This is a genomic window from Streptomyces sp. NBC_00289 (genome assembly GCF_041435115.1).
In the GTDB taxonomy this organism is placed as follows: Bacteria; Actinomycetota; Actinomycetes; order Streptomycetales; family Streptomycetaceae; genus Streptomyces.
Window position 1 is genome coordinate 7,765,663 of sequence record NZ_CP108046.1, and the last position, 20,355, is coordinate 7,786,017.

The 20,355-nt window shown below is 71.7% G+C and carries 19 protein-coding genes; 10 read left to right on the top strand and 9 right to left on the bottom strand.

All coding sequences use genetic code 11. The features are described 5' to 3' along the window. Positions 1–39: 39 nt before the first annotated feature. Positions 40–273 (bottom strand): hypothetical protein, encoded by a 234-nt coding sequence (locus OG985_RS35130; protein WP_121746319.1) that lies wholly within the window; start codon positions 271–273, stop codon positions 40–42. Between the two features lie 176 nt (positions 274–449). After that, positions 450–1,445 carry a DEDDh family exonuclease gene (locus tag OG985_RS35135; RefSeq protein WP_371672393.1) on the bottom strand — a complete coding sequence of 332 codons (996 nt, stop codon included), beginning with the start codon at positions 1,443–1,445 and terminating at the stop codon, positions 450–452. A gap of 323 nt (positions 1,446–1,768) precedes the next feature. Between OG985_RS35135 and OG985_RS35140 the strand changes: the two genes are divergently transcribed. The 6 genes from OG985_RS35140 (at position 1,769) to OG985_RS35165 (ending at position 7,942) form a co-directional block, all read left to right on the top strand. Further along, positions 1,769–2,566, top strand: a complete 798-nt coding sequence (locus OG985_RS35140; protein ID WP_371672394.1) for an acetoacetate decarboxylase family protein — start codon at positions 1,769–1,771, stop codon at positions 2,564–2,566. Next, on the top strand, positions 2,566–3,450 hold the full coding sequence (locus tag OG985_RS35145; RefSeq protein ID WP_371672395.1) for an SDR family NAD(P)-dependent oxidoreductase: 885 nt from the start codon (positions 2,566–2,568) through the stop codon (positions 3,448–3,450). The genes OG985_RS35140 and OG985_RS35145 overlap by 1 nt, the downstream gene beginning before the upstream one ends. Positions 3,451–3,462: 12 nt before the next feature. Continuing rightward, entirely contained in the window at positions 3,463–4,746 is a 1,284-nt protein-coding gene (locus tag OG985_RS35150; RefSeq protein WP_371672396.1) for an amidohydrolase family protein, read from the top strand. Continuing rightward, positions 4,743–5,972 carry an amidohydrolase family protein gene (locus OG985_RS35155; RefSeq protein ID WP_371672397.1) on the top strand — a complete coding sequence of 410 codons (1,230 nt, stop codon included), beginning with the start codon at positions 4,743–4,745 and terminating at the stop codon, positions 5,970–5,972. Before OG985_RS35150 ends, OG985_RS35155 begins: the two co-directional genes overlap by 4 nt. A gap of 104 nt (positions 5,973–6,076) precedes the next feature. Next, positions 6,077–6,787 (top strand): VIT family protein, encoded by a 711-nt coding sequence (locus OG985_RS35160; RefSeq protein ID WP_371672398.1) that lies wholly within the window; start codon positions 6,077–6,079, stop codon positions 6,785–6,787. A gap of 111 nt (positions 6,788–6,898) precedes the next feature. Continuing rightward, positions 6,899–7,942: a zinc-dependent alcohol dehydrogenase family protein gene (locus OG985_RS35165; protein ID WP_371672399.1), complete on the top strand. Its 1,044-nt coding sequence runs from the start codon at positions 6,899–6,901 to the stop codon at positions 7,940–7,942. Between the two features lie 23 nt (positions 7,943–7,965). Here the strand turns inward: OG985_RS35165 and OG985_RS35170 are convergent, their stop codons facing one another. Next, complete coding sequence (locus OG985_RS35170) at positions 7,966–9,351, bottom strand: CoA transferase (protein WP_371672400.1); 1,386 nt, start codon at positions 9,349–9,351, stop codon at positions 7,966–7,968. A gap of 47 nt (positions 9,352–9,398) precedes the next feature. Further along, positions 9,399–10,928, bottom strand: coding sequence for a S8 family serine peptidase (locus OG985_RS35175; protein WP_371672401.1), 1,530 nt, complete (start codon positions 10,926–10,928; stop codon positions 9,399–9,401). 254 nt (positions 10,929–11,182) lie between these two features. Between OG985_RS35175 and OG985_RS35180 the strand changes: the two genes are divergently transcribed. The 3 genes from OG985_RS35180 (at position 11,183) to moaA (ending at position 14,304) form a co-directional block, all read left to right on the top strand. Beyond that, complete coding sequence (locus tag OG985_RS35180) at positions 11,183–11,539, top strand: DUF485 domain-containing protein (RefSeq protein WP_371672402.1); 357 nt, start codon at positions 11,183–11,185, stop codon at positions 11,537–11,539. After that, complete coding sequence (locus OG985_RS35185) at positions 11,536–13,155, top strand: cation acetate symporter (RefSeq protein ID WP_371672403.1); 1,620 nt, start codon at positions 11,536–11,538, stop codon at positions 13,153–13,155. Before OG985_RS35180 ends, OG985_RS35185 begins: the two co-directional genes overlap by 4 nt. 159 nt (positions 13,156–13,314) lie before the next feature. Continuing rightward, positions 13,315–14,304, top strand: a complete 990-nt coding sequence (moaA, locus tag OG985_RS35190; RefSeq protein ID WP_371674588.1) for a GTP 3',8-cyclase MoaA — start codon at positions 13,315–13,317, stop codon at positions 14,302–14,304. 61 nt (positions 14,305–14,365) lie between these two features. Here moaA and OG985_RS35195 read toward each other — a convergent pair whose 3' ends face one another. Further along, positions 14,366–14,599, bottom strand: coding sequence for a hypothetical protein (locus OG985_RS35195; RefSeq protein ID WP_371672404.1), 234 nt, complete (start codon positions 14,597–14,599; stop codon positions 14,366–14,368). A 258-nt stretch (positions 14,600–14,857) separates the two neighbouring features. Next, on the bottom strand, positions 14,858–15,286 hold the full coding sequence (locus OG985_RS35200; protein WP_371672405.1) for a DUF3099 domain-containing protein: 429 nt from the start codon (positions 15,284–15,286) through the stop codon (positions 14,858–14,860). Positions 15,287–15,543: 257 nt separating this feature from the next. On the opposite strand from OG985_RS35200, the gene OG985_RS35205 reads away from it, so the two are divergent. Further along, positions 15,544–15,819 carry a GlsB/YeaQ/YmgE family stress response membrane protein gene (locus tag OG985_RS35205; protein ID WP_371672406.1) on the top strand — a complete coding sequence of 92 codons (276 nt, stop codon included), beginning with the start codon at positions 15,544–15,546 and terminating at the stop codon, positions 15,817–15,819. A 63-nt stretch (positions 15,820–15,882) separates the two neighbouring features. Here OG985_RS35205 and tyrS read toward each other — a convergent pair whose 3' ends face one another. Genes tyrS through OG985_RS35220 form a run of 3 tightly spaced genes read right to left on the bottom strand, consistent with a single transcriptional unit; the run spans position 15,883 to position 20,123 of the window. Beyond that, positions 15,883–17,151 (bottom strand): tyrosine--tRNA ligase, encoded by a 1,269-nt coding sequence (tyrS, locus tag OG985_RS35210; RefSeq protein WP_371672407.1) that lies wholly within the window; start codon positions 17,149–17,151, stop codon positions 15,883–15,885. Positions 17,152–17,208: 57 nt separating this feature from the next. Further along, positions 17,209–18,603, bottom strand: a complete 1,395-nt coding sequence (locus OG985_RS35215; protein ID WP_371672408.1) for a metallopeptidase TldD-related protein — start codon at positions 18,601–18,603, stop codon at positions 17,209–17,211. Further along, on the bottom strand, positions 18,600–20,123 hold the full coding sequence (locus OG985_RS35220; protein ID WP_371672409.1) for a TldD/PmbA family protein: 1,524 nt from the start codon (positions 20,121–20,123) through the stop codon (positions 18,600–18,602). Before OG985_RS35220 ends, OG985_RS35215 begins: the two co-directional genes overlap by 4 nt. Between the last annotated feature and the right edge of the window lie 232 nt (positions 20,124–20,355).

Here is a 20,355-nt window from a genome sequence, read left to right on the forward strand (position 1 = left end):
TACAACTCGGTCGTGGGGTGCATTCGGGCGGGTAGTGGGTTACACCTTGTCGACGATCCCCGCCCTGCCCTCCGCGCGGGCGCAGTGGGCGCCGCAGAACCAGTGACCCTCGACCTCGACTCCCTGGCCGATGATCTGCACCCGGCAGTGCTCGCAGATCGGTGCCATGCGATGGATCGCGCAGGAGAAGCAGTCGAAGACGTGCACCGCACCCTGCGCGTGCACCTCGAAGGTCATTCCGTAGTTGTTGCCACATACTTCGCAGGTCGCCATGCGCCACAGGGTGAGCCGTCCGCGCCGCGCGGGCGGGACGCGGCCGGGCGAGTCGCCCGGCAATCACCCGTCCGTACGGTCGTCGCCCCGAGGTCGCCCGCAGCCGTACGGTCGCCGCCCCGAGCCGCGCTCGCAGCCGTACGGTCGTCGCCGCCGGCGCGCCCGCAGGCGTACGGTCACTGCCCCGAGGCCGGTTCCACGTCCCTGAGCAGTTGTCCGAAGGCGGCCTCGTCCACCACCGGGGTTCCGAACTGCCGGGCCTTGACCACCTTCGAGGTGTGGGAGTCCGGGTCGTTGGTGACGAGCAGGCTGGTCAGCCGGGACAGGCTCGACGCGACATGCAGCCCGGCCTCGGTGGCACGGTCCTCCAGCAGCTCCCGCTCGACCGAGGTGTCCCCGGAGAACGCGACCCGCATGCCCTGTTTGAGTGACTTGCCCTCTTCGTACCGCCCCGGGTTGGGATAGGGGCACGCGGGCCTTTTGCGCGCGGGGCGCCAACTGCTCGGGCGGTAGCTGCCGTAGCCGCCCGCCTGCTGTCCGATCCGGGGCGCGGCCGGCCGGTCCGCCCACTCGGTCAGCGGCCGGCACTCGTGCAGCGGCAACCGGACACCACCCGCGGCCGCGGCCCGCAGGCTCGGCCGGAAGGCCTCCGCCAGCACGCGCGCGTCGTCCAGCGCGTGGTGCGCCCGCTGCTGCACGACACCGAAGTGCGCGGCCAGTGATTCCAGCTTGTGGTTGGGCAGCGGCAGGCCCAGCTCCTTGGAGAGCGCGATGGTGCACAGCCTCTGCCGCACCGGCGCCTCGCGCTCTGCGCGCGCGTACTCCCGGGCGATCATCTGCCAGTCGAAGACGGCGTTGTGTGCGACGAGCACCCGGTCCGCGAGCCGGAGCGAGAACTCCTCGGCGATGTCCGGGAAGAGGGGAGCGCCTTCGAGTGCCTCACTCGTCAGTCCGTGGATCCACACCGGGCCCGGGTCCCGCTCGGGGTTGACCGTGGTGTACCAGTGGTCCTCGACCTCGCCGTGCGCGTCCAGCCGGTAGACGGCCGCGGAGATGATCCGGTCGTCCCGGGCGAGGCCGGTGGTCTCCACGTCAACGACCGCGTATCCCTTCGGATACGCGGTCGGCCACACCGTGGCCAAGGGCGCTGCGGTCGTGAGGTCTTCGAGCATGTTCCTGAGGATACGGGCCGCGACTGACAGCCCGGTCCCGCACCCGTCCGTCAGGTCCCCACGTCCGCCCGCCCGTTCGAGTGCCACGAATGGTGCGAATGTCTGTGCACGCGGCTATGGACCTTTTCGGCGCCCGGTGCGACCGTGCTGCCCGCCCGGCGGACGAAGCCCGCGGACGACGACCACCGAGGCAACCGCGAGAGGACTGCCGAGGGGACGGCCGACGGCCGCCTAGGCGGCCGCCGACGAGAAAGGCGACGACGACCGCGGCGGACGCCGTGGACGACGGACCGGTGCACGGACGACGAAGGGCGGTACGGCACATGGCACGCGTACGCTACGGCGCACGGACCGAGGCGGAGATCGTCGCCACGCGCACGGCGAGCTCCAGACTTCCCGAGATCTGGTCCACCGGCGTGGTGGCCCTCTGGGAGACCGACCCGGACGCCCTCGCGGCGGTTCTGCCACCGCCCCTCAAACCCACCGGGCGGCCACTGGTCCGGGTGAACATCAGCCAGGTCGATCTGCCCGGACAGGTCCTGGGCGCGGGCTCGTTCGCGGTCGCCGCCGCCCACGACGGCGTCGACGGCTGGTACCCGCTGGTCATGCCGATGACGCTGGAGCGGGCCCTCATCGGCGGCCGTGAGGTCTTCGGAGAGCCCAAGAAGCTCGGCGAGGTGACGGTCGAGCGGGACGGCCTCGTTCTCCGTGCCGCCCTCGCCCGGCACGGCATCGTCTTCGTCGAGGTGCGCGGCGCCGCCGCCGGCGAGCTCCCGTTGCCGGCGCCGAACCTCAAGACCGACTTCTACTTCAAGTTCCTGCCCGCGGTGGACGGTTCGGGTTTCGACGCCGATCCGGTGCTCGTGCACTGTGTGCGCAACGAGCGGGTGCGCAGGCTCGAGCGGGTCACCGGGGACGTCGTCCTGCGCGAGTCGATGTACGACCCGGTCGCCGACCTGCCGGTGCGCCGGCTGCTCGGGATCACGATTGGCGAGAAGACCAGCGACCAGCGCGGCCGGGTCGCCGAACGCGTCGCCGCCGAGGCACTGCTGCCCTACATCCACCAGCGCTACGACGATCCCGCCCAGATCCTCGACGCCCCGCCCGGGGGGACCGTCTGATGGACCTTCACCCCGGACAGGTCGCCGTCGTCACCGGCGCGGCGAGCGGCATCGGGCTGGCGATGGCCCGGCGGTTCGCGGCGGAGGGCCTGAAGGTGGTCCTCGCCGACGTGGAGCGGGACGCCCTGGAGCGGGCCGCCTCGGACCTGCGGGCGGACGGCACCGAGGTGCACGCGCGCGTGGTCGACGTCGGTTCACGCGACCAGGTCGTGGAACTCGCCGACTCGGCCTACGAGACCTACGGCGCCGTGCACGTCCTGTGCAACAACGCGGGGGTCGGCTCGGGCGCGGAGGGCCGCATGTGGGAGCACGACCCGAACGACTGGGCGTGGGCCTTCGCCGTCAACGTGTGGGGCGTCTTCCACGGCGTCCAGGCGTTCCTGCCGAGGATGCTGGCCGCGGGCGAGCCCGGCCACGTCGTCAACACGTCCTCCGCGGACGGCGGGATCGCCCCGCTGCCCACCGCCTCCGTGTACGCCGTCACCAAGGCGGCCGTGGTGACGATGACCGAGTCGCTGTACGCGCATCTGCGGGCGGAACACGCGCGCGTGGGGGCGTCGGTCCTGTTCCCAGGCCCGCACATGCTCCGCACGGGCCTGTGGGAGTCGCACCGCAACAGGCCCGTCCGGTACGCGAAGCGGCGGCCCCGCAGGACTCCGTACCGCAGCCTCGAGCAGTGGGAGACGGCGATGCGGGAGGCCGGCCAGGAGGTGCGCTTCACGCCCGTGGAGGAGGTCGCCGACCTCGTCGTGGACGGTGTCCGCGCCGACCGCTTCTGGCTGCTGCCCAAGAGCGAGCGCAGCGACGACCAGGTCCGGGCGCGGGCCCGGTCGATGCTCGACCGGACGAACCCGTCGTACCTCGAACGCTTCATCCTGGACTGAGAGGGGACCGTTGTGACCGGCCAGGACCCGTACCTGATCATCTCCTCCGACTGCCACGCCGGGCTGCCCACCGAGGAGTACCGGCCCTACCTGGACTCCCGCCACCACCGCGACTTCGACGAGTTCCTCGCCGGGCGTGAGCGGCGCCGCGAGGAGATGACGCGGCTCGGCATCCGCAACGAGGCGTTCGCGGACAAGTGGTTCAAGGACAACGAGGAGGGACTGCGCGGCGGCTGGGACGCGGCGCAGCGCGTCAAGGAGCTGGACGGCGACGGCGTAGCGGCCGAGGTGGTCTTCCCGGACGCCGACGCCGTGGACAGCCGGACCGCGGCGCCCTTCGGCGTCGGCCTCGGCCTCTCCGGCGACCACGACCCTGAGTTGGGCATGGCGGGCGCGCGGGCCCACAACCGCTGGCTGGCCGACTTCGTGTCCGAGCATCCCGAACGGCACTGCGGAGTCGCCCTGTTGCCCATCACCGCGGAGGTCCCGAAGGTCGTCGCGGAGATTCACCGCGCCAAGGAGTCCGGCCTCGGCGCCCTGATGATCCCCGCCATGTGGGTCGACAAGGAGCCGTACCACGACCGCCGTTACGACCCGGTGTGGGCCGCGGCCGCCGAGTGCGGGATGCCGGTGCTCACCCACTCGGGGGCGGCCCCGCGCCACGAGTACGGCGACCACCTGGGGATCTACGTCTCCGAAGTCACCTGGTGGCCCGCCCGGCCGCTGTGGTTCCTGCTCTGGTCCGGCGTCTTCGAACGCCATCCCGGCCTGAAATTCGGGGTCGCCGAGTCGGGTTGCTGGTGGCTGCCGAACCTGCTGTGGTTCATGGACCGCCTCTACCTCGGCGCGCACGGCGGCAAGAAGCTGTCGCCCTTCGCCGAGCTGCGGCGCCCGCCGCACGAGTACCTCGACCGGCAGGTCTTCGTCTGCGCGACCAACACCAAGCGCCGCGAACTGGCCCAGCGCTACGAGATCGGCGTCGACAACATGCTGTGGGGCAGCGACTTCCCGCACCCCGAGGGCACCTGGCCCGACACGCGTGCGTGGCTGCGGCGCACCTTCCACGACATCCCGGTGCCGGAGACCCGCCGCATGCTGGGCCTGGCGGCGGCCGAGGTGTTCGGCTTCGACACCGAGCGGCTGGCCCCGCTGGCCCGCCGCATCGGACCGACTCCCGCCGACCTCGGCCAGCCGGACGACCAGGCGGCCGTGGCGGCGTCCTGGGCACGCTCGCGCGAGGTGGGCCGGCACTGGCTGACGGACCACGACTTCCCGGCGCTGGGGGTGACGCCGTGAACGACGAGCGGTACACGGTCGTCTCGGCCGACTGCCATGCGGGCGCCGACCTCCTGGACTACCGGCCGTACCTGGAGCGGCGGTACCACGACGAGTTCGACGCGTGGGCGGCGACGTACGTCAACCCGTACGAGGACCTGGTCGCCGACACCGCCGACCGGAACTGGAACTCCGAGCTGCGGTTGGCCGAGCTGGAGGCGGACGGGATCGTCGCGGAGGTGGTCTTCCCGAACACGATCCCGCCGTTCTTCCCGTCCGGCTCCCTGATGGCGCCGGCGCCGCCCGCCGAGGAGTTCGAGCGGCGCTGGGCCGGACTGCGCGCCCACAACCGCTGGCTGGCGGACTTCTGCGCGGCGGCGCCCGGCCGGCGCGCGGGCGTCTTCCAGATCCTGCTGAACGACGTGGACGCGGCGGTCGAGGAGATCCGGTGGGCCTCCCGGGCGGGCCTCACCGGCGGCCTGCTGCTGCCCGGCACACCCCCGGGCTCGGGCCTGCCCGAGCTCTACTCCTCGGCGTACGACCCGATCTGGGCGGTCTGTGAGGAGCTGGACGTCCCGGTCAACCACCACGCGGGCTCGGCGTCCCCGCCCCTGGGCGAGGAGCCGGCCGCCCGCGCGGTCTTCATGGTCGAGACGACCTGGTTCTCGCACCGCGCGCTGTGGCACCTGGTCTTCGGCGGTGCCTTCCGCCGCCACCCGGGCCTCAGACTGGTCCTCACCGAGCAGGGCTCGGGCTGGATCCCCGGGGTGCTCGACATGCTGGACTACTACCACGGCCGCATGGTCGCGGCCGCGCGGAAGGCGGTCACGGCCGAGGCCAGGTTCGGCGCCGGCCTGGCGGCCGGCATGGGCCGTCGCCCCTCCGAGGTGTGGCGGGACAACTGCTTCGTCGGCGCCAGCTTCATGCGGCCGCACGAGGTGCCGCTGCGCGAGCGCATCGGCATCGAGAAGATCATGTGGGGCAGCGACTACCCGCACGACGAGGGGACCCACCCCTACTCCCGCGAGGGGCTGCGGTTCGCCTTCGCGGGCGTGCCGCAGGAGGAGGTCGCGGCGATGGTCGGGGGCAACGCGGCACGGGTGTACGGCTTCGACCTGGACCTGCTGGACGCCCTCGCGGCGAAGGTGGGTCCGACGGTGGCGGAACTCGCGCAGCCGCTGGACGAACCGCCCGCGGACGCGACGAGCCCCGTCTTCGCACGAGGAGCGTCGGTGCGCGTGTGGTGAGGATCAGCGAGGGACCTGGGCGTGCCGGTGCCGGTGCTGGTGCCGGTGCCGGGCCGTGAGCGTCGGTGCGGTCGCGGTGCCGCGCGGAGTGGGATCCTCCCGGGGTGACGCAACCCACGCACAGCGAGGCCCACGGCGGCGGGCTCGGCTCGCGCCTCAACTGGCTGCGGGCCGCGGTCCTCGGCGCGAACGACGGCATCGTGTCCACCGCCGGCCTGGTCGTGGGCGTGGCCGGCGCCACGGACGACGCCTCCGCCCTGCTGACGGCGGGCCTGGCCGGTCTGCTCGCCGGCTCCCTGTCGATGGCGGCCGGGGAATACGTGTCCGTGTCCACCCAGCGCGACTCGGAGAAGGCCGCCCTGGCCCTGGAGAAGCGGGAGTTGCGCGAGCAGCCGGAGGCGGAACTGGAGGAACTGACCGAACTGCTGGAGGAGCGGGGACTGTCCCGGGACGTGGCCCTGGAGGCCGCCGTCCAGCTGACGGAACGCGACGCGCTCAGGGCGCACGCGCGCGTGGAGCTCGGCATCGACCCGGACGAGCTCGCCGACCCGTGGCACGCGGCGTGGGCGAGCTTCCTGGCGTTCACGGCCGGGGCGCTGCTGCCCCTGCTGGCCATCGTGCTGCCACCGGCCGACTGGCGGCTCGGCGTCACCGTGGTCTGCGTCCTGGCCGCCCTCGTGCTGACGGGCTGGAGCAGCGCGCGGCTGGGCGCGGCGGGCCCGCGCAGGGCGGTGCTGCGGAACGTGGTGGGCGGGGCGCTGGCGATGGGCGTCACCTACGCGGTCGGGGTGCTGCTGGGCGCGGCCGGGGTGTAGCGCGGCGGCGGCGGCGGGGCGAGGGTGCCGGCGGCGGCGTACGGTGAAGGGCGCTCGACCACCCTCCGAGCGCACCAGCACCGCACGGACCGCACGAGAAGGATCCTCACCATGCGCGCCACCACCATCCACGCCCCGTACGACATGCGCGTGGAGGACGTGCCCGAACCCGTGGTGCAGCTGCCCACCGACGCGGTGGTGCGGGTGCTGCGCGCCTGCATCTGCGGCAGCGACCTGTGGGCGTACCGGGGTGAGGCGGCCCGGCAGCCGGGGCAGCGGATCGGGCACGAGTTCCTCGGCATCGTCGAGGAGGCCGGCTCCGAGGTGACCGGAGTCCGCCGCGGAGACCTTGTCGTCGCGCCCTTCATGTGGTCCGACGGCGTCTGCGACTACTGCCGTGAGGGGCTCACCACCTCCTGCGAGCACGGCGGTTTCTGGGGCGCCGTCGGCTACGACGGCGGCCAGGGCGAGGCCGTGCGGGTGCCCTTCGCCGACGGCACCCTCGTCCCGCTGCCCTGTGACGCGGCCTCCGACGACCACCTGCTGTCCGCGCTGCTGACCCTCTCCGACGTGATGGGCACCGGTCACCACGCCGCCCTCGGCGCTGGAGCGAGGCCGGGCGCCACCGTCGCCGTGGTCGGCGACGGAGCCGTCGGCCTGTGCGCGGTGCTCGCCGCCAGACGCCTCGGCGCCGAACGGATCATCGCGCTCGGCCGTCACCAGGTCCGTACGGACATCGCGCGCCGCTTCGGCGCCACCGACGTCGTCGCCGAGCGCGGGGACGCGGCCGTCGAGGCCGTACGGGAACTCACCCGCGGACAGGGCGCGCACGCCGTCGTCGAGGCGGTCGGCACCGAGCAGTCGATGCGTACGGCGGTCGGCGTCACGCGCGACGGCGGAGCGATCGGCTTCGTCGGGGTGCCGCACGGCAGCGGGACCGGACTGGACCTCGGCGTCCTGTTCGACCGGAACATCGCGCTGCGCGGCGGGGTCGCGCCGGTCCGCGCGTACATCCCCGAGCTGCTCCCCGACGTCCTGAACGGCCGTATCGACCCGTCGCCGGTCTTCGACCTGACCGTCGGTCTGGAGGGCGTGCCGGACGGCTACAAGGCGATGGACGAGCGCACCGCGCTCAAGGTGCTGGTGACCAACTGAGCCGACCGGCCGGGCGCGGTGACTCAGACCCAGCGGGCGGCGTCCGTCCCCCAACGCCCCGGCGGCCGCGCCCAGTCGGCCGGGCCGCCCGCGAAGGAGACCGGCGGCAGGGCGTACCGCAGCCGTCCGAGCGGGCCGTCCGTCTCGGACAGCCAGGCATCGGGCCCGTCGTACGCCGCGCCCTCCGCCGCGTCCCCCGGGTCGCCCGGCTCCGGCCCGACGCCGTGCGTCAGCCACTCCGCGGTCCGCGCCAGCGCCGCCCCGACGAACCGGCTGCCGCCGTCGTACGACTGCTCGGTCAGCGCCCGCAACACCGCCGCCGCCAGCAGGTAGCCCGTGCCGTGGTCGAGGGCCTGCGCGGGCAGTGTGCCGGGCCGCTGCGGCGATCCCTCGGTGGCGGCGATCCCGGTGGCGGCCTGCACCAGGCTGTCGAAGCCCCGGCGCCCACCCCACGGCCCGTACGCGCCCCAGGCCGACAACTGCGCCACGACCACCCCGGGCCGCCGCTCGGCCAGCGCCCGAGGCGAGAGCCCGAACCGGTCGAGAGCGCCCGGCCGGTAGCCGGTGACGACCACGTCCGCCGCCGCGAGCAGCTCCTCGAAGACGCTCCGGTCGGCCACCAGGTCCAGCGTCGTGGAGCGTTTCCCGAAACCGGTGTCCGTGTGCTGGTCGGGGAGTTCGGGCAGTCGCGGGGCGTCCACGCGCAGCACGTCCGCGCCGAGCAGGGCGAGTGTGCGGGTGGCGACCGGGCCCGCGATGACCCGGGTCAGGTCCAGCACCCGCAGCCCGGCCGCGGGCAGCAGCGGGGCCGTCTCGACGGGCGTCAGCACGCGCGCGGGAGCGGAGTCCAGTCGCCGTCGCTCCACCAGAGGCCGTGCGGCCACCGCGGCGGCCTGCCCGTGAGCGGCCCACTGCGCGGCCGTGCGCAGCGCCACGGCGAGGCCTCCGGCGGCGTACACGGCCTCCTCGACCTCCAGGGCGGTCCGCTCGGCGAGCACCCGCTCGACCGAGTCCGCCCGGTCGGTCGTCAGTCCCAGCGCGGACAGCAGCCGCGCCCGGTGGTGCGGGTAGTTGGCGTGCGTCCGCACCCAGCCGTCCGCCGTCCGCCAGAACCCGGACAGGGGGGCGAAGGAGACCGGCGCGCGTCCGTCGACCGACAGATGCCGTTCACTCACGAACGCCGTGGCGACCGCCCCGTCGTCCACGCGTACGCGGGGCACCGCGGGGAGCCCGGCCCGGCGGGCGCCGAGTTCGGCGGCCGCCAGCGCGCACGCGCCCACGGAGGCGCGCGCCAGAGCGCGTACGGGAAGGCGCCCCTGGAGAGCGCCCTCCCGCACCACGGTCGACATCCGCGCCAACAGGGCGGGATCGCCGCCCACCGCGGACCAGGCCAACGCGATATCAGTCATGACTGCATCATGCAGTATTGACTGAATCAACCTATTGACCTACTCGGTCACCGCACCGCGTCCAGAGCGTTGACGATGCCGAACCCGTAGAACCCGTTGACGCGCTTGACGCCCTTGCACACGGCGTCCTGGGTGCCGTCGCCGTTCTGGTCGTACGACGTCGGGCAGCCGGGGTTGTCCGCCTGCGCCTTGAGCAGCAGCTGCAACTGGGCCGGACTCGCGTACGGGTGCGTCGACTTCAGCAGCGCCGCGACGCCCGCGGCATGCGGCGAGGCCATCGACGTGCCCTGCAGGAAGCCGTATTCGCCGTTCGGCATCGTGGACAGGATGCGGCCGTTCTTCGACGGCGTGTCCGGGATCTGGTAGCGCCCGTCGCCGCCGGGAGCCGCGACGTCGATGACGCCCTTGCCGTACGAGGAGTAGTACGACTTGATGTTGTCGACGCCCGTCGCGCTGACCGTGACGACACCCGGCAGCTGGGTCGGCACGTCGAAGCACTCGTGCGGGTCGATGGTCCGCTCGGACGGCGTGCCGTCGTCGGGGCTGCTGGCGTCGACGATCGCGTCGGAGTCCAGGTCGTGGTTGGAGTTGCCCGCGGACGCGAGGTTCAGGGTGCCCTTGTGCTGGGCGTACAGCTGGGCCCGGTTGACCGCGTCGACGATCGCCCTCTGGTCGGGGTCGTCCATGCAGTTGTACAGCCAGGGATCCACGTAGTAGCTGTTGTTGGTGATCTCCACGCCGTGGTCGGCGGCGAACACGAAGGCGCAGACGACGCTCTCCGGGTAGAAGAGCCCGTTGTCCGGGTCGCTCACCTTGATGCCGGCGACCTTCACGCCCGGGGCGACGCCCGCGACGCCGATGCCGTTGCGGGCCGCGGCTATCTCACCGGCGACGTGTGTGCCGTGGTAGTCCGCCGCGGTGTACGGACGCCAGGCGCCCGCACCGGTGTCCGCGACTCCGCCGACGCAGTTCGCGGACTGATCGGCGGAGAAGTTCGGGGCGAGGTCGGGGTGGGTGTCGTCGACGCCGGTGTCGATCACGGCGACGGTCACCCTGCGGCTGCCCGGGTCGATCTTCGCGGCCTTGTCGGCGCCGATCGCCCGCAGGTCCCACTGGTCGGCCTCCAGGGGCTCGCTCTCGCCCGCCGTGGCGGAGGCGCTCGCCACCTTCTCGGCCTGCGCCTTCGACAGGATCTGCGCCGCGCCCTCGTCGGTCGTGCCGGCGGCGGTCAGCGGCGCGGTGCGCGTGGCACCCGCCGACTGCACCCCGCGCACCGTGCGGAGCTGCTTGCCGAAGTCCGGGTTCGCCGAGTGGGCGACGATCACACCGATCTTCTCGTACGCCACCACGACCGTGCCGCCGGCCGCGGCGACCGCCTTCTTGACCGACGCGATCGTGCGGTGATCCACCGTGGTGTTGACGACATACGCCAGGCTGGGCGCGTCCGCGGTCTGCGCCGCGCTCTCCGCTCGCGGGGCGGCCGAGGCCGCCGTCGGCAGGAAACCGAGCGAGGCCGTGAGCGACAGCACGACGGGCACGGCGAGGGCGAGGCGGCGTCTGGAACGCAGATGAGCCATGGGGTCTCCACATCATCCGGAAAACGAGACCTGCCCGGGACACAGGTGCTGCCTGGGCAGGTACATGACGGGTAGTTCGGCTCGAAGCTATCCCCCGGAGTCGCTGGCCAGCAATGACTTCCCGACAGTGACTTCGGAAACAGGCCGGGGGAGTTGAACCGGTCCTCGCGTGGCGCCGTGACCTTGGACAGGGACCGCGAGGACACTCGCCCCCGTCCACCGACACACCAGCACCCGCAACGCGAGGAGACTCCGTGGCCACCGACGCACCGCCCCCGTCGAAAGAGCAACACGAACTGCCCTCAGCGGAGGAGTACACCGAGGTGCACGAGAGCGCGGAGTTCATCGAACTGCGCCGCTCCTACCGCTCCTTCGCCTTCCCGCTGACCTTCGCCTTCATCGCCTGGTACCTGCTGTACGTGCTGCTGTCGAACTACGCGGGCGACTTCATGGGCACCAAGGTGGGCGGCAACATCAACATCGCGATGGTCCTCGGCCTCGCGCAGTTCCTCACCACGTTCCTCATCGCCTGGTGGTACGCGCGGCACGCCGCAGCCACGTTCGACCCCAAGGCGGAAGCCATCAAGTCCCGGATGGAGGGCGGCGCATGAGCCCCGCGATCACCCTGGCCGCCGGTGAGGCCAGCGAGCACCGCACGCTGATCATCATCCTGTTCTCGGTGTTCGTCGCCGCAACCCTCGTCATCACCGTCTGGGCGGGCCGGCAGACCAAGGACGCCGCCGACTTCTACGCGGGCGGACGGCAGTTCACCGGATTCCAGAACGGCCTCGCCGTCTCCGGCGACTACATGTCCGCCGCGTCCTTCCTCGGCATCGCGGGCGCCATCGCCCTCTTCGGCTACGACGGCTTCCTCTACTCCATCGGCTTCCTGGTCGCCTGGCTCGTCGCCCTGCTCCTGGTCGCCGAACCCCTGCGCAACTCCGGCCGTTACACGATGGGTGACGTGCTGGCCTACCGGATGCGGCAACGGCCCGTCCGCACCGCGGCCGGCACCTCCACCATCGTCGTGTCGATCTTCTACCTGCTGGCCCAGATGGCGGGCGCCGGCGTCCTGGTCTCGCTGCTGCTCGGCATCACCAGCGACGGCGGCAAGATCGGCATCGTGGCCCTGGTCGGCGTCCTGATGATCGTGTACGTCACCATCGGCGGCATGAAGGGCACCACCTGGGTCCAGATGGTCAAGGCCGTGCTGCTGATCGCCGGCGCGCTGCTGCTCACCTTCCTGGTCCTGCTGAAGTTCGACTTCAACGTCTCCGACCTGCTCGGCTCGGCCGCCGACAACAGCGGCAAGGGCGCGGCCTTCCTGGAGCCCGGCCTGAAGTACGGCGCCACCGGCACCACCAAGCTGGACTTCATCTCCCTGGGCATCGCCCTGGTTCTCGGCACCGCGGGCCTGCCGCACATCCTGATCCGCTTCTACACGGTCCCGACCGCCAAGGCCGCCCGAAAGTCGGTCATCTGGGCCATCGGCCTGATCGGCGCCTTCTACCTGATGACCCTCGCCCTCGGCTTCGGCGCCGCCGCGCTGATCAAGCCGGACGAGATCGTCGCCTCCAACAAGGCGGGCAACACGGCCGCACCCCTGCTGGCACTCCATCTCGGCGGAGTGGACTCCAACTGGGGCGCGATCCTGCTCGCCACCATCTCGGCGGTCGCCTTCGCCACGATCCTCGCGGTCGTCGCCGGCCTGACCCTGGCCTCGTCCTCCTCGTTCGCCCACGACATCTACGCGAACGTCATCAAGAAGGGCACGGCCACCGAGAAGCAGGAGATCAACGCCGCCCGGTACGCGACCGTCGGCATCGGCGCCGTCTCCATCCTGCTGGGCGCCCTCGCCCGCGACCTGAACGTGGCGGGCCTGGTCGCCCTCGCCTTCGCGGTCGCCGCCTCCGCCAACCTCCCGACGATCCTCTACAGCCTCTTCTGGAAGCGGTTCACCACCTCCGGAGCCCTGTGGTCGATCTACGGCGGCCTGGTCACCGCGGTCGGCCTGGTGCTGTTCTCGCCGGTCGTCTCGGGCAAGCCCAGCTCGATGTTCCCGGACGTCGACTTCCACTGGTTCCCGCTGGAGAACCCGGGCATCATCTCGATCCCGGTCGGATTCCTGCTCGGCATCCTCGGCACCCTGCTGTCGAAGGAGGAGCCGGACGCCGACAAGTACGCGGAGCTGGAGGTACGGTCCCTGACCGGCACCGGAGCACACTGAGCCACACCGCACGGCCCGTCGCGGGCGCGGTCGCGTCGTAGATCCCTACGACGCGACCGCACCGCACCTCGTGCGATCGGGCCCTGACCGTGTCGGAGGAGTCACGTAGGCTCACAGGTGACGAGAGACATGCGATCCACTTCGAGGGAGGGGGCCCACGTGCTCATCGACACCTACGGCCGAGTGGCCACCGACCTGCGGGTCTCACTGACCGACCGGTGCAACCTCCGCTGCACGTACTGCATGCCCGAGGAGGGCCTGCAGTGGCTGGCCAAGCCCGACCTGCTCACGGACGACGAGATCGTCCGGCTGATCGACATAGCCGTCACCTCCCTCGGCATCAGGGAGGTCCGCTTCACCGGCGGCGAGCCGCTGCTGCGTCCCGGCCTGGTCGGCATCGTCGAGCGGGTCGCCGCGCTGGAACCGCGCCCCCAGATGTCCCTGACCACCAACGGCATCGGCCTCAAGCGCACGGCGTCCGCCCTCAAGGCGGCGGGCCTGGACCGGGTCAACGTCTCGCTGGACACCCTCCGCCCCGACGTGTTCAAGACCCTCACCCGCCGCGACCGTCACCAGGACGTCATCGAGGGCCTGTACGCCGCCCGTGACGCGGGCCTGACCCCGGTCAAGGTCAACTCGGTGCTGATGCCGGGGCTCAACGAGGACGAGGCCCCGGACCTGCTGGCCTGGGCGGTCGAGCACGACTACGAACTGCGCTTCATCGAGCAGATGCCGCTGGACGCCCAGCACGGCTGGAAGCGCGACGGCATGATCACCGCGGGCGACATCCTCGCCTCCCTGCGCACCCGCTTCGAGCTCACCGCCGAGGGTTCCGAGGAGCGCGGCTCGGCCCCCGCCGAACGCTGGATCGTCGACGGCGGACCGCACCGCGTCGGCGTCATCGCCTCCGTCACCCGCCCGTTCTGCGCGGCCTGCGACCGCACCCGCCTCACGGCCGACGGCCAGGTGCGCACCTGCCTGTTCGCCCGCGAGGAGACCGACCTGCGCGCGGCCCTGCGCTCCGACGCCTCCGACGAGGAGGTCGCCCGTATCTGGCGGCTGGCGATGTGGGGCAAGAAGGCCGGCGCGGGCCTGGACGACCCGTCGTTCGTCCAGCCGGACCGGCCGATGTCGGCGATCGGCGGCTAGTGCCGCGGCACTGGGACGCGTCTGACAGTTCCCGCCGGGCGCGCGACGCGAATTGTCGGACTCACCAGGCCCCGCCCTGGGATCCCGCGGGCGCTTCCCAGTCCTCGAACCTCACGACGTCCTTCAGGAATCCCCGTACCCCGAGGAACTGGGACAGGTGCTCCCGGTGCTCCTCGCACGCCAGCCACGTCTTGCGGCGCTCCGGCGGGTGGATCTTCGGGTTGTTCCACGCGAGGACCCACTCGGCGTCGGCGCGGCAGCCCTTGGCGGAGCAGATCGGGGTCTCGTCACTCACGGGTTCGACTCACAGACAGGGTGCGCGGGCACGCGGAACGCGGCGGAAAGTCGGGGAACAAGGCGACGCCGAGCAGCCACGGGGGGAGCTGCCCGGCGTCGGTCTGTCGCTCCGACGGGGGATGCGGAGCGCCTACGAAGTATGTCACGGGTGGCCCGCCGCCCGGCACCGGAACAACATGATTGATCTGAGCTTTTCCTGAGCTTTGTGCGGAGCCGACTTCCGTTTACGGCCTCTCCAGAAGGGGTCCGTCGAAGATCACACACGGTCGCCCGGCACGCTCGGTGAGGCCGGTCCGGGATCGGTCGCGGCGTCGTCCGGGGCGGGCGCGGCGCCCCTCTCGTCCGACGGCGGCGAGGTGATCTCTCCTCCGGCCGAAAGCGGGGGAGGCGTCCCCCGCCGCGTCGCCGCGTCCACGAACGTCGAGGGGAGCGACGGCGCGTTCTCCCGTCCCGCGTTCGCGATCACCACGGCGATGTAGGGCAGGACCCCTCCGAGCACCAACGCGACGATGGCGACGTGCCGTTCGACGTTCCAGAGCGCGACGGCGAGGATCACCGACAGCGTACGGATCGACATCGAGATGACGTACCGGCGCTGGCGTCCGCGCACGTCCTCCTGGAGGCTCGTACGGGCCCCGGTGATCCGGAACACCTCGGCGGTGCCGCCACCATGCTGCTTCCGCATCACATCCACCATCCACCCGCGTCGGACTCGCCCGGCCCGTGTCCACTCCGTCTCCGGCAGGAGGCCGGACCCGGACGGCTTCCACGTTACGCCGCACCTCCGCCGCCTACGAGAGCGGGGCACCCGCTGTCCGGGCGGGCGAACTGCGCCGAGCTGTGTAGGACCGGGCGCCGGATGGCCGTACCTGACATGCGCCGTACGACGGACGGTCCGAGACTGGGCGTAGTGCTCACGTCGAGCCGTAAGAGGAGGCAGTCATGGGCTGGTTGTGGGCGATCATCGTCGGCTTCGTGCTGGGGCTGATCGCGAAGGCGATCCTCCCGGGCAAGCAGCACAGCCCGCTCTGGCTGACGACCATCTTCGGCATGCTGGGCGCCATCGCCGGCAACGCCCTCGCCCGCGCCTTCGGCGTCGAGGCGACCGCGGGCATCGACTGGACCCGGCACCTCTTCCAGCTGGTGGCCGCGATCATCATCGTCGCCGTGGGCGACATGGCGTACATGGCGGTCCGGGGAAACAGGCAGCGAACCTGAGAACGGACGGGCGGACGGAGCGAGGGGGCGGCCTCCCGCACGGGAAGCCGCCCCCTCGACTTGTCAGACGCCGGTGACCTCGACCGCCGCCAGGTTCTTCTTGCCACGGCGCAGCACCAGCCAGCGCCCGTGCAGAAGGTCCTCCTTGGCGGGGACCGCGTCCTCGGCGGCGACCTTCACGTTGTTCACGTAGGCGCCGCCCTCCTTGACCGTGCGGCGCGCGGCCGACTTGCTGGCCACCAGACCGACCTCGGCGAACAGGTCGATCACCGGGCCGAGCTCGGCGACCTGGACGTGCGGCACCTCGGAGAGGGCCGCGGTCAGCGTCCGCTCGTCGAGCTCCGCCAGCTCGCCCTGACCGAACAGGGCCCTGGACGCGGCGATCACCGCGGCCGTCTGACCGGCGCCGTGCACCAGCGTCGTGAGCTCCTCGGCCAGCGCGCGCTGCGCGGCACGGGCCTGCGGCCGCTCCTCGGTCTGCCGCTCCAGCTCCTCCAGCTCCTCGCGGGACCGGAAGGACAGGATGCGCATGTACGTCGAGATGTCCCGGTCGTCCACGTTCAGCCAGAACTGGTAGAACGCGTACGGCGTCGTCATCTCCGGGTCCAGCCAGACCGCGCCGCCCTCGGTCTTGCCGAACTTGGTGCCGTCCGACTTGACCATCAGCGGCGTCGCCAGGCAGTGCGCCCGGGCCTCGGGCTCCAGCTTGTGGATCAGGTCGAGGCCCGCCGTGAGGTTGCCCCACTGGTCGCTGCCGCCCTGCTGGAGCGTGCAGCCGTAGCGCCGGTACAGCTCCAGGAAGTCCATGCCTTGCAGGAGCTGGTAGCTGAACTCGGTGTAGCTGATGCCCTCCTGCGACTCCAGGCGCCGGGCGACGGAGTCCTTCGTCAGCATCTTGTTGACGCGGAAGTGCTTGCCGATGTCACGCAGGAACTCGATGGCCGACAGGCCGGCCGTCCAGTCCAGGTTGTTCACCATCACCGCGGCGTTCTCGCCCTCGAAGGACAGGAACGGCTCGATCTGCCCGCGCAGCCGGGTCACCCAGTTCGCGACCGTCTCCGGGTCGTTCAGCGTGCGCTCCGCCGTGGGGCGCGGGTCACCGATCTGGCCGGTCGCCCCGCCCACCAGGGCCAGCGGACGCAGGCCCGCCTGCTGGAGGCGGCGCATGGTGAGCACCTGCACCAGGTGGCCGACGTGGAGGCTGGCCGCGGTCGGGTCGAAACCGCAATAGAACGTGACGGGACCGTCCGCGAGCGCCTTGCGCAAAGCGTCCTCGTCAGTGGACAGGGCCCACAGGCCCCGCCACTTCAGCTCGTCGACGATGTCCGTCACGGTTCTCGTATCTCCTCGAATGATCCTCGGGCGGTCGGGCGACAGCCGACTACGAGGTTATACGCCCTGGCTGACAGAGCTCATATTGAAATCCGGGATGCGCAGCGCGGGCATCGCGGCCCTGGTGAACCAGTCGCTCCACTCCCTCGGCAGGGTCTTCTCCGTCCGGCCCGCCTCCGTCGCCCGGCCCAGCAGGTCGACCGGCGACTCGTTGAACCGGAAGTTGGTGACCTCGCCGCTCACCTCGCCGTTCTCGACCAGGTAGACGCCGTCCCGGGTCAGGCCGGTGAGCAGCAGCGTCGCCGGGTCGACCTCGCGGATGTACCACAGGCAGGTCAGCAGCAGCCCGCGTTCGGTGCTCGCGACCATCTCCTCCAGGGAACGGTCCTCGCCGCCGGTCAGGATCAGGTTGTCGATCGCCGGGGCCACCGGCAGGCCGGTCAGCGCCGCGCCGTGCCGGCTGGTCATCAGGCCGGCCAGCTCGCCCTCGCGGACCCAGTCGGTGGCCGTCAGCGGCAGCCCGTTGTCGAACACCGACTGGTCGCCGCCGGAGGAGTGCGCGAGCACGAAGGGCGCGGACTCCAGGCCCGGCTCGTGCGGATCGCTGCGCAGGGTCAGCGGCAGTTCGGTGAGCCGCTCCCCGACCCGCGTGCCGCCGCCGGGCTTGGAGAAGACGGTGCGGCCCTCGACCGCGTCCCGGCCCGAGGCCGACCACATCTGGTAGATCAGCAGGTCCGCGACGGCGGTCGGCGGCAGCAGCGTCTCGTACCGGCCGGCCGGCAGCTCGACCCGCCGCTCGGCCCACCCGAGGCGTACGGCCAGTTCCGCGTCCAGCACGGCCGGATCGACGTCCTTGAAGTCCCGCGTCGACCGCCCCGCCCACGCCGAGCGCGTACGGTCCGGGGACTTGGCGTTGAGTTCCAGCGTCCCGTTGGGCTGGTCGTGCCTCAGGCGCAGCCCCGTCGACGTACCCAGGTAGCTGCTGACCAGTTCGTGGTTGGCGAAGCCGTACAGCTCACGGCCGCCCGCACGCGCGCGTGCGAAGGCCTCCCCGAGTGCCGGAGCGAAGTCACCGAACACGGCGGAGGTGGTCTCGGCGGGCGCGTCCGTGAAGTCCTGCGCCTGCGGCACGCCCGTGACCAGGGGCTGCGCGTCCTCGGCTGGTCCGGCGGAGCGCGCGGCGGCCTCGGCGGCCCGCACGAGGGGCTCCAGCTCGTCGGGTGTCACGGCCGAGCGGGAGACGACACCGGAGGCGGTGCCCTCCTTGCCGTCGACGGTCGCGATCACCGTGAGGGTGCGCCCGCGTGTGACGCCGTTCGTGGTCAGCGCGTTGCCCGCCCACCGCAGGTTCGCGGTGGACTGCTCGTCGGCGATCACGACACAGCCGTCGGCCCGGGACAGTTCGAGGGCGCGCTCGACGACCTCGTGCGGCTTGCTGGTACGCGCGCTCATCGACCGGCCTCCTGCGTGGTGTTCAGAATGTTGACGCCCTTGAAGAGGGCGGACGGGCAGCCGTGCGAGACGGCGGCGACCTGGCCCGGCTGGGCCTTGCCGCAGTTGAAGGCACCGCCCAGGACGTACGTCTGCGGGCCGCCCACCGCGGCCATCGAGCCCCAGAAGTCGGTGGTCGTCGCCTGGTAGGCCACGTCCCGCAGCTGCCCGGTGATCCGCCCGTTCTCGATCCTGAAGAAGCGCTGACCGGTGAACTGGAAGTTGTAGCGCTGCATGTCGATCGACCAGGACCGGTCGCCGACGACGTAGATCCCGCGGTCGACACCCCCGATCAGATCCTCCGTGGACATCCCGGCCGGGTCCGGCCGCAGCGACACGTTGGCCATGCGCTGCACCGGCACGTGCGCGGGGGAGTCGGCGAACGCGCACCCGTTGGAGCGCTCGAACCCGGTCAGCCTCGCGATCCGCCGGTCCAGCTGGTAGCCGACGAGCGTGCCGTCCTTCACCAGGTCCCAGGACTGTCCCTCGACGCCCTCGTCGTCGTATCCGACCGTCGCCAGGCCGTGCTCGGCGGTGCGGTCGCCGGTGACGTTCATCAGCTCGGAGCCGTACCTCAGCTTGCCGAGCTGGTCGAAGGTGGCGAAGGAGGTGCCGGCGTAGGCCGCCTCGTAGCCGAGCGCGCGGTCCAGCTCGGTGGCGTGGCCGATGGACTCGTGGATGGTCAGCCACAGGTTGGAGGGGTCGACCACGAGGTCGTAGAGACCGGCCTCGACGCTCGGGGCCCGCATCTTCTCGGCGAGCAGCTCGGGGATCCGCTCCAGCTCGCTCTCCCAGTCCCAGCCGGTGCCCGTCAGGTACTCCCAGCCGCGGCCGACCGGTGGCGCGATGGTCCGCATGGAGTCGAACTCGCCGCTCGACTCGTCGACCGACACGGCGGTCAGCTGCGGATGCAGCCGCACCCGCTGCTGCGTGGTCACGGTGCCCGCGGTGTCCGCGTAGAACTTGTTCTCATGCACGGTGAGCAGCGAGGCGTCGACGTGGTTGACCCCGTTCGCCGCGAGCAGTCGCGCGCTCCACTCCGCAAGCAGCCCGGACTTGTCCTCGTCGGGCACGGAGAACGGATCGATCTCGTACGACGAGATCCACGTCCGGTCGGCGTGCACGGGCTCGCCGGCCAGCTCCACGCGCTCAGCCGAGCCGGCCGCCTTGATCACCTGGGCGGACAGCTTCGCCATCGCCACCGCCTGGGAGGCGACCTTGGCGGCGGCGTCGAGGCTCAGGTCCACCCCCGACGCGAAGCCCCACGTACCGCCGTGCACGACCCGCACCGCGTATCCGAGGTCGGTGGTGTCCGACGACCCGGCGAGCCTGGCGTCCCGCAGCCGCCAGGACGCGCTGCGCACCCGTTCGAACCGGAAGTCGGCATGATCGGCCCCGAGGGCACGCGCGCGTGCGAGCGCCGCGTCGGCGAGGGCGCGCAGGGGTAGGGCCGTAAAGGCTTCGTCGATGGTATGAGACACCGAGGTCTCTCCTTGTTGTCGTGACCTGTGGTTGACCCGATCATGTCGCGCGGGTGGGGCCGCCGACCACACGTTTCAGTACGCCGTCGGCAACTTTCTGTAGGGACCCGACAGTGAGTCCCCTTAGCCACTGTCGGTGCCCGATTGTCCGTCGGCGGTTCGGGACCGATAGGTTTTCGAGGAAGCCGCCTGTCATCCAGCTGTCCGGGCGGGTGCGTCAGACCGCTATCGA

Bases quoted from the DNA above. Each gene is read 5' to 3' on its own strand.
- OG985_RS35130 (WP_121746319.1), bottom strand. From the start codon at position 273: ATGGCGACCTGCGAAGTATGTGGCAACAACTACGGAATGACCTTCGAG.
- OG985_RS35135 (WP_371672393.1), bottom strand. From the start codon at position 1,445: ATGCTCGAAGACCTCACGACCGCAGCGCCCTTGGCCACGGTGTGGCCG.
- OG985_RS35140 (WP_371672394.1), top strand. From the start codon at position 1,769: ATGGCACGCGTACGCTACGGCGCACGGACCGAGGCGGAGATCGTCGCC.
- OG985_RS35145 (WP_371672395.1), top strand. From the start codon at position 2,566: ATGGACCTTCACCCCGGACAGGTCGCCGTCGTCACCGGCGCGGCGAGC.
- OG985_RS35165 (WP_371672399.1), top strand. From the start codon at position 6,899: ATGCGCGCCACCACCATCCACGCCCCGTACGACATGCGCGTGGAGGAC.
- OG985_RS35170 (WP_371672400.1), bottom strand. From the start codon at position 9,351: ATGACTGATATCGCGTTGGCCTGGTCCGCGGTGGGCGGCGATCCCGCC.
- OG985_RS35175 (WP_371672401.1), bottom strand. From the start codon at position 10,928: ATGGCTCATCTGCGTTCCAGACGCCGCCTCGCCCTCGCCGTGCCCGTC.
- OG985_RS35185 (WP_371672403.1), top strand. From the start codon at position 11,536: ATGAGCCCCGCGATCACCCTGGCCGCCGGTGAGGCCAGCGAGCACCGC.
- OG985_RS35200 (WP_371672405.1), bottom strand. From the start codon at position 15,286: ATGCGGAAGCAGCATGGTGGCGGCACCGCCGAGGTGTTCCGGATCACC.
- OG985_RS35205 (WP_371672406.1), top strand. From the start codon at position 15,544: ATGGGCTGGTTGTGGGCGATCATCGTCGGCTTCGTGCTGGGGCTGATC.
- OG985_RS35215 (WP_371672408.1), bottom strand. From the start codon at position 18,603: ATGAGCGCGCGTACCAGCAAGCCGCACGAGGTCGTCGAGCGCGCCCTC.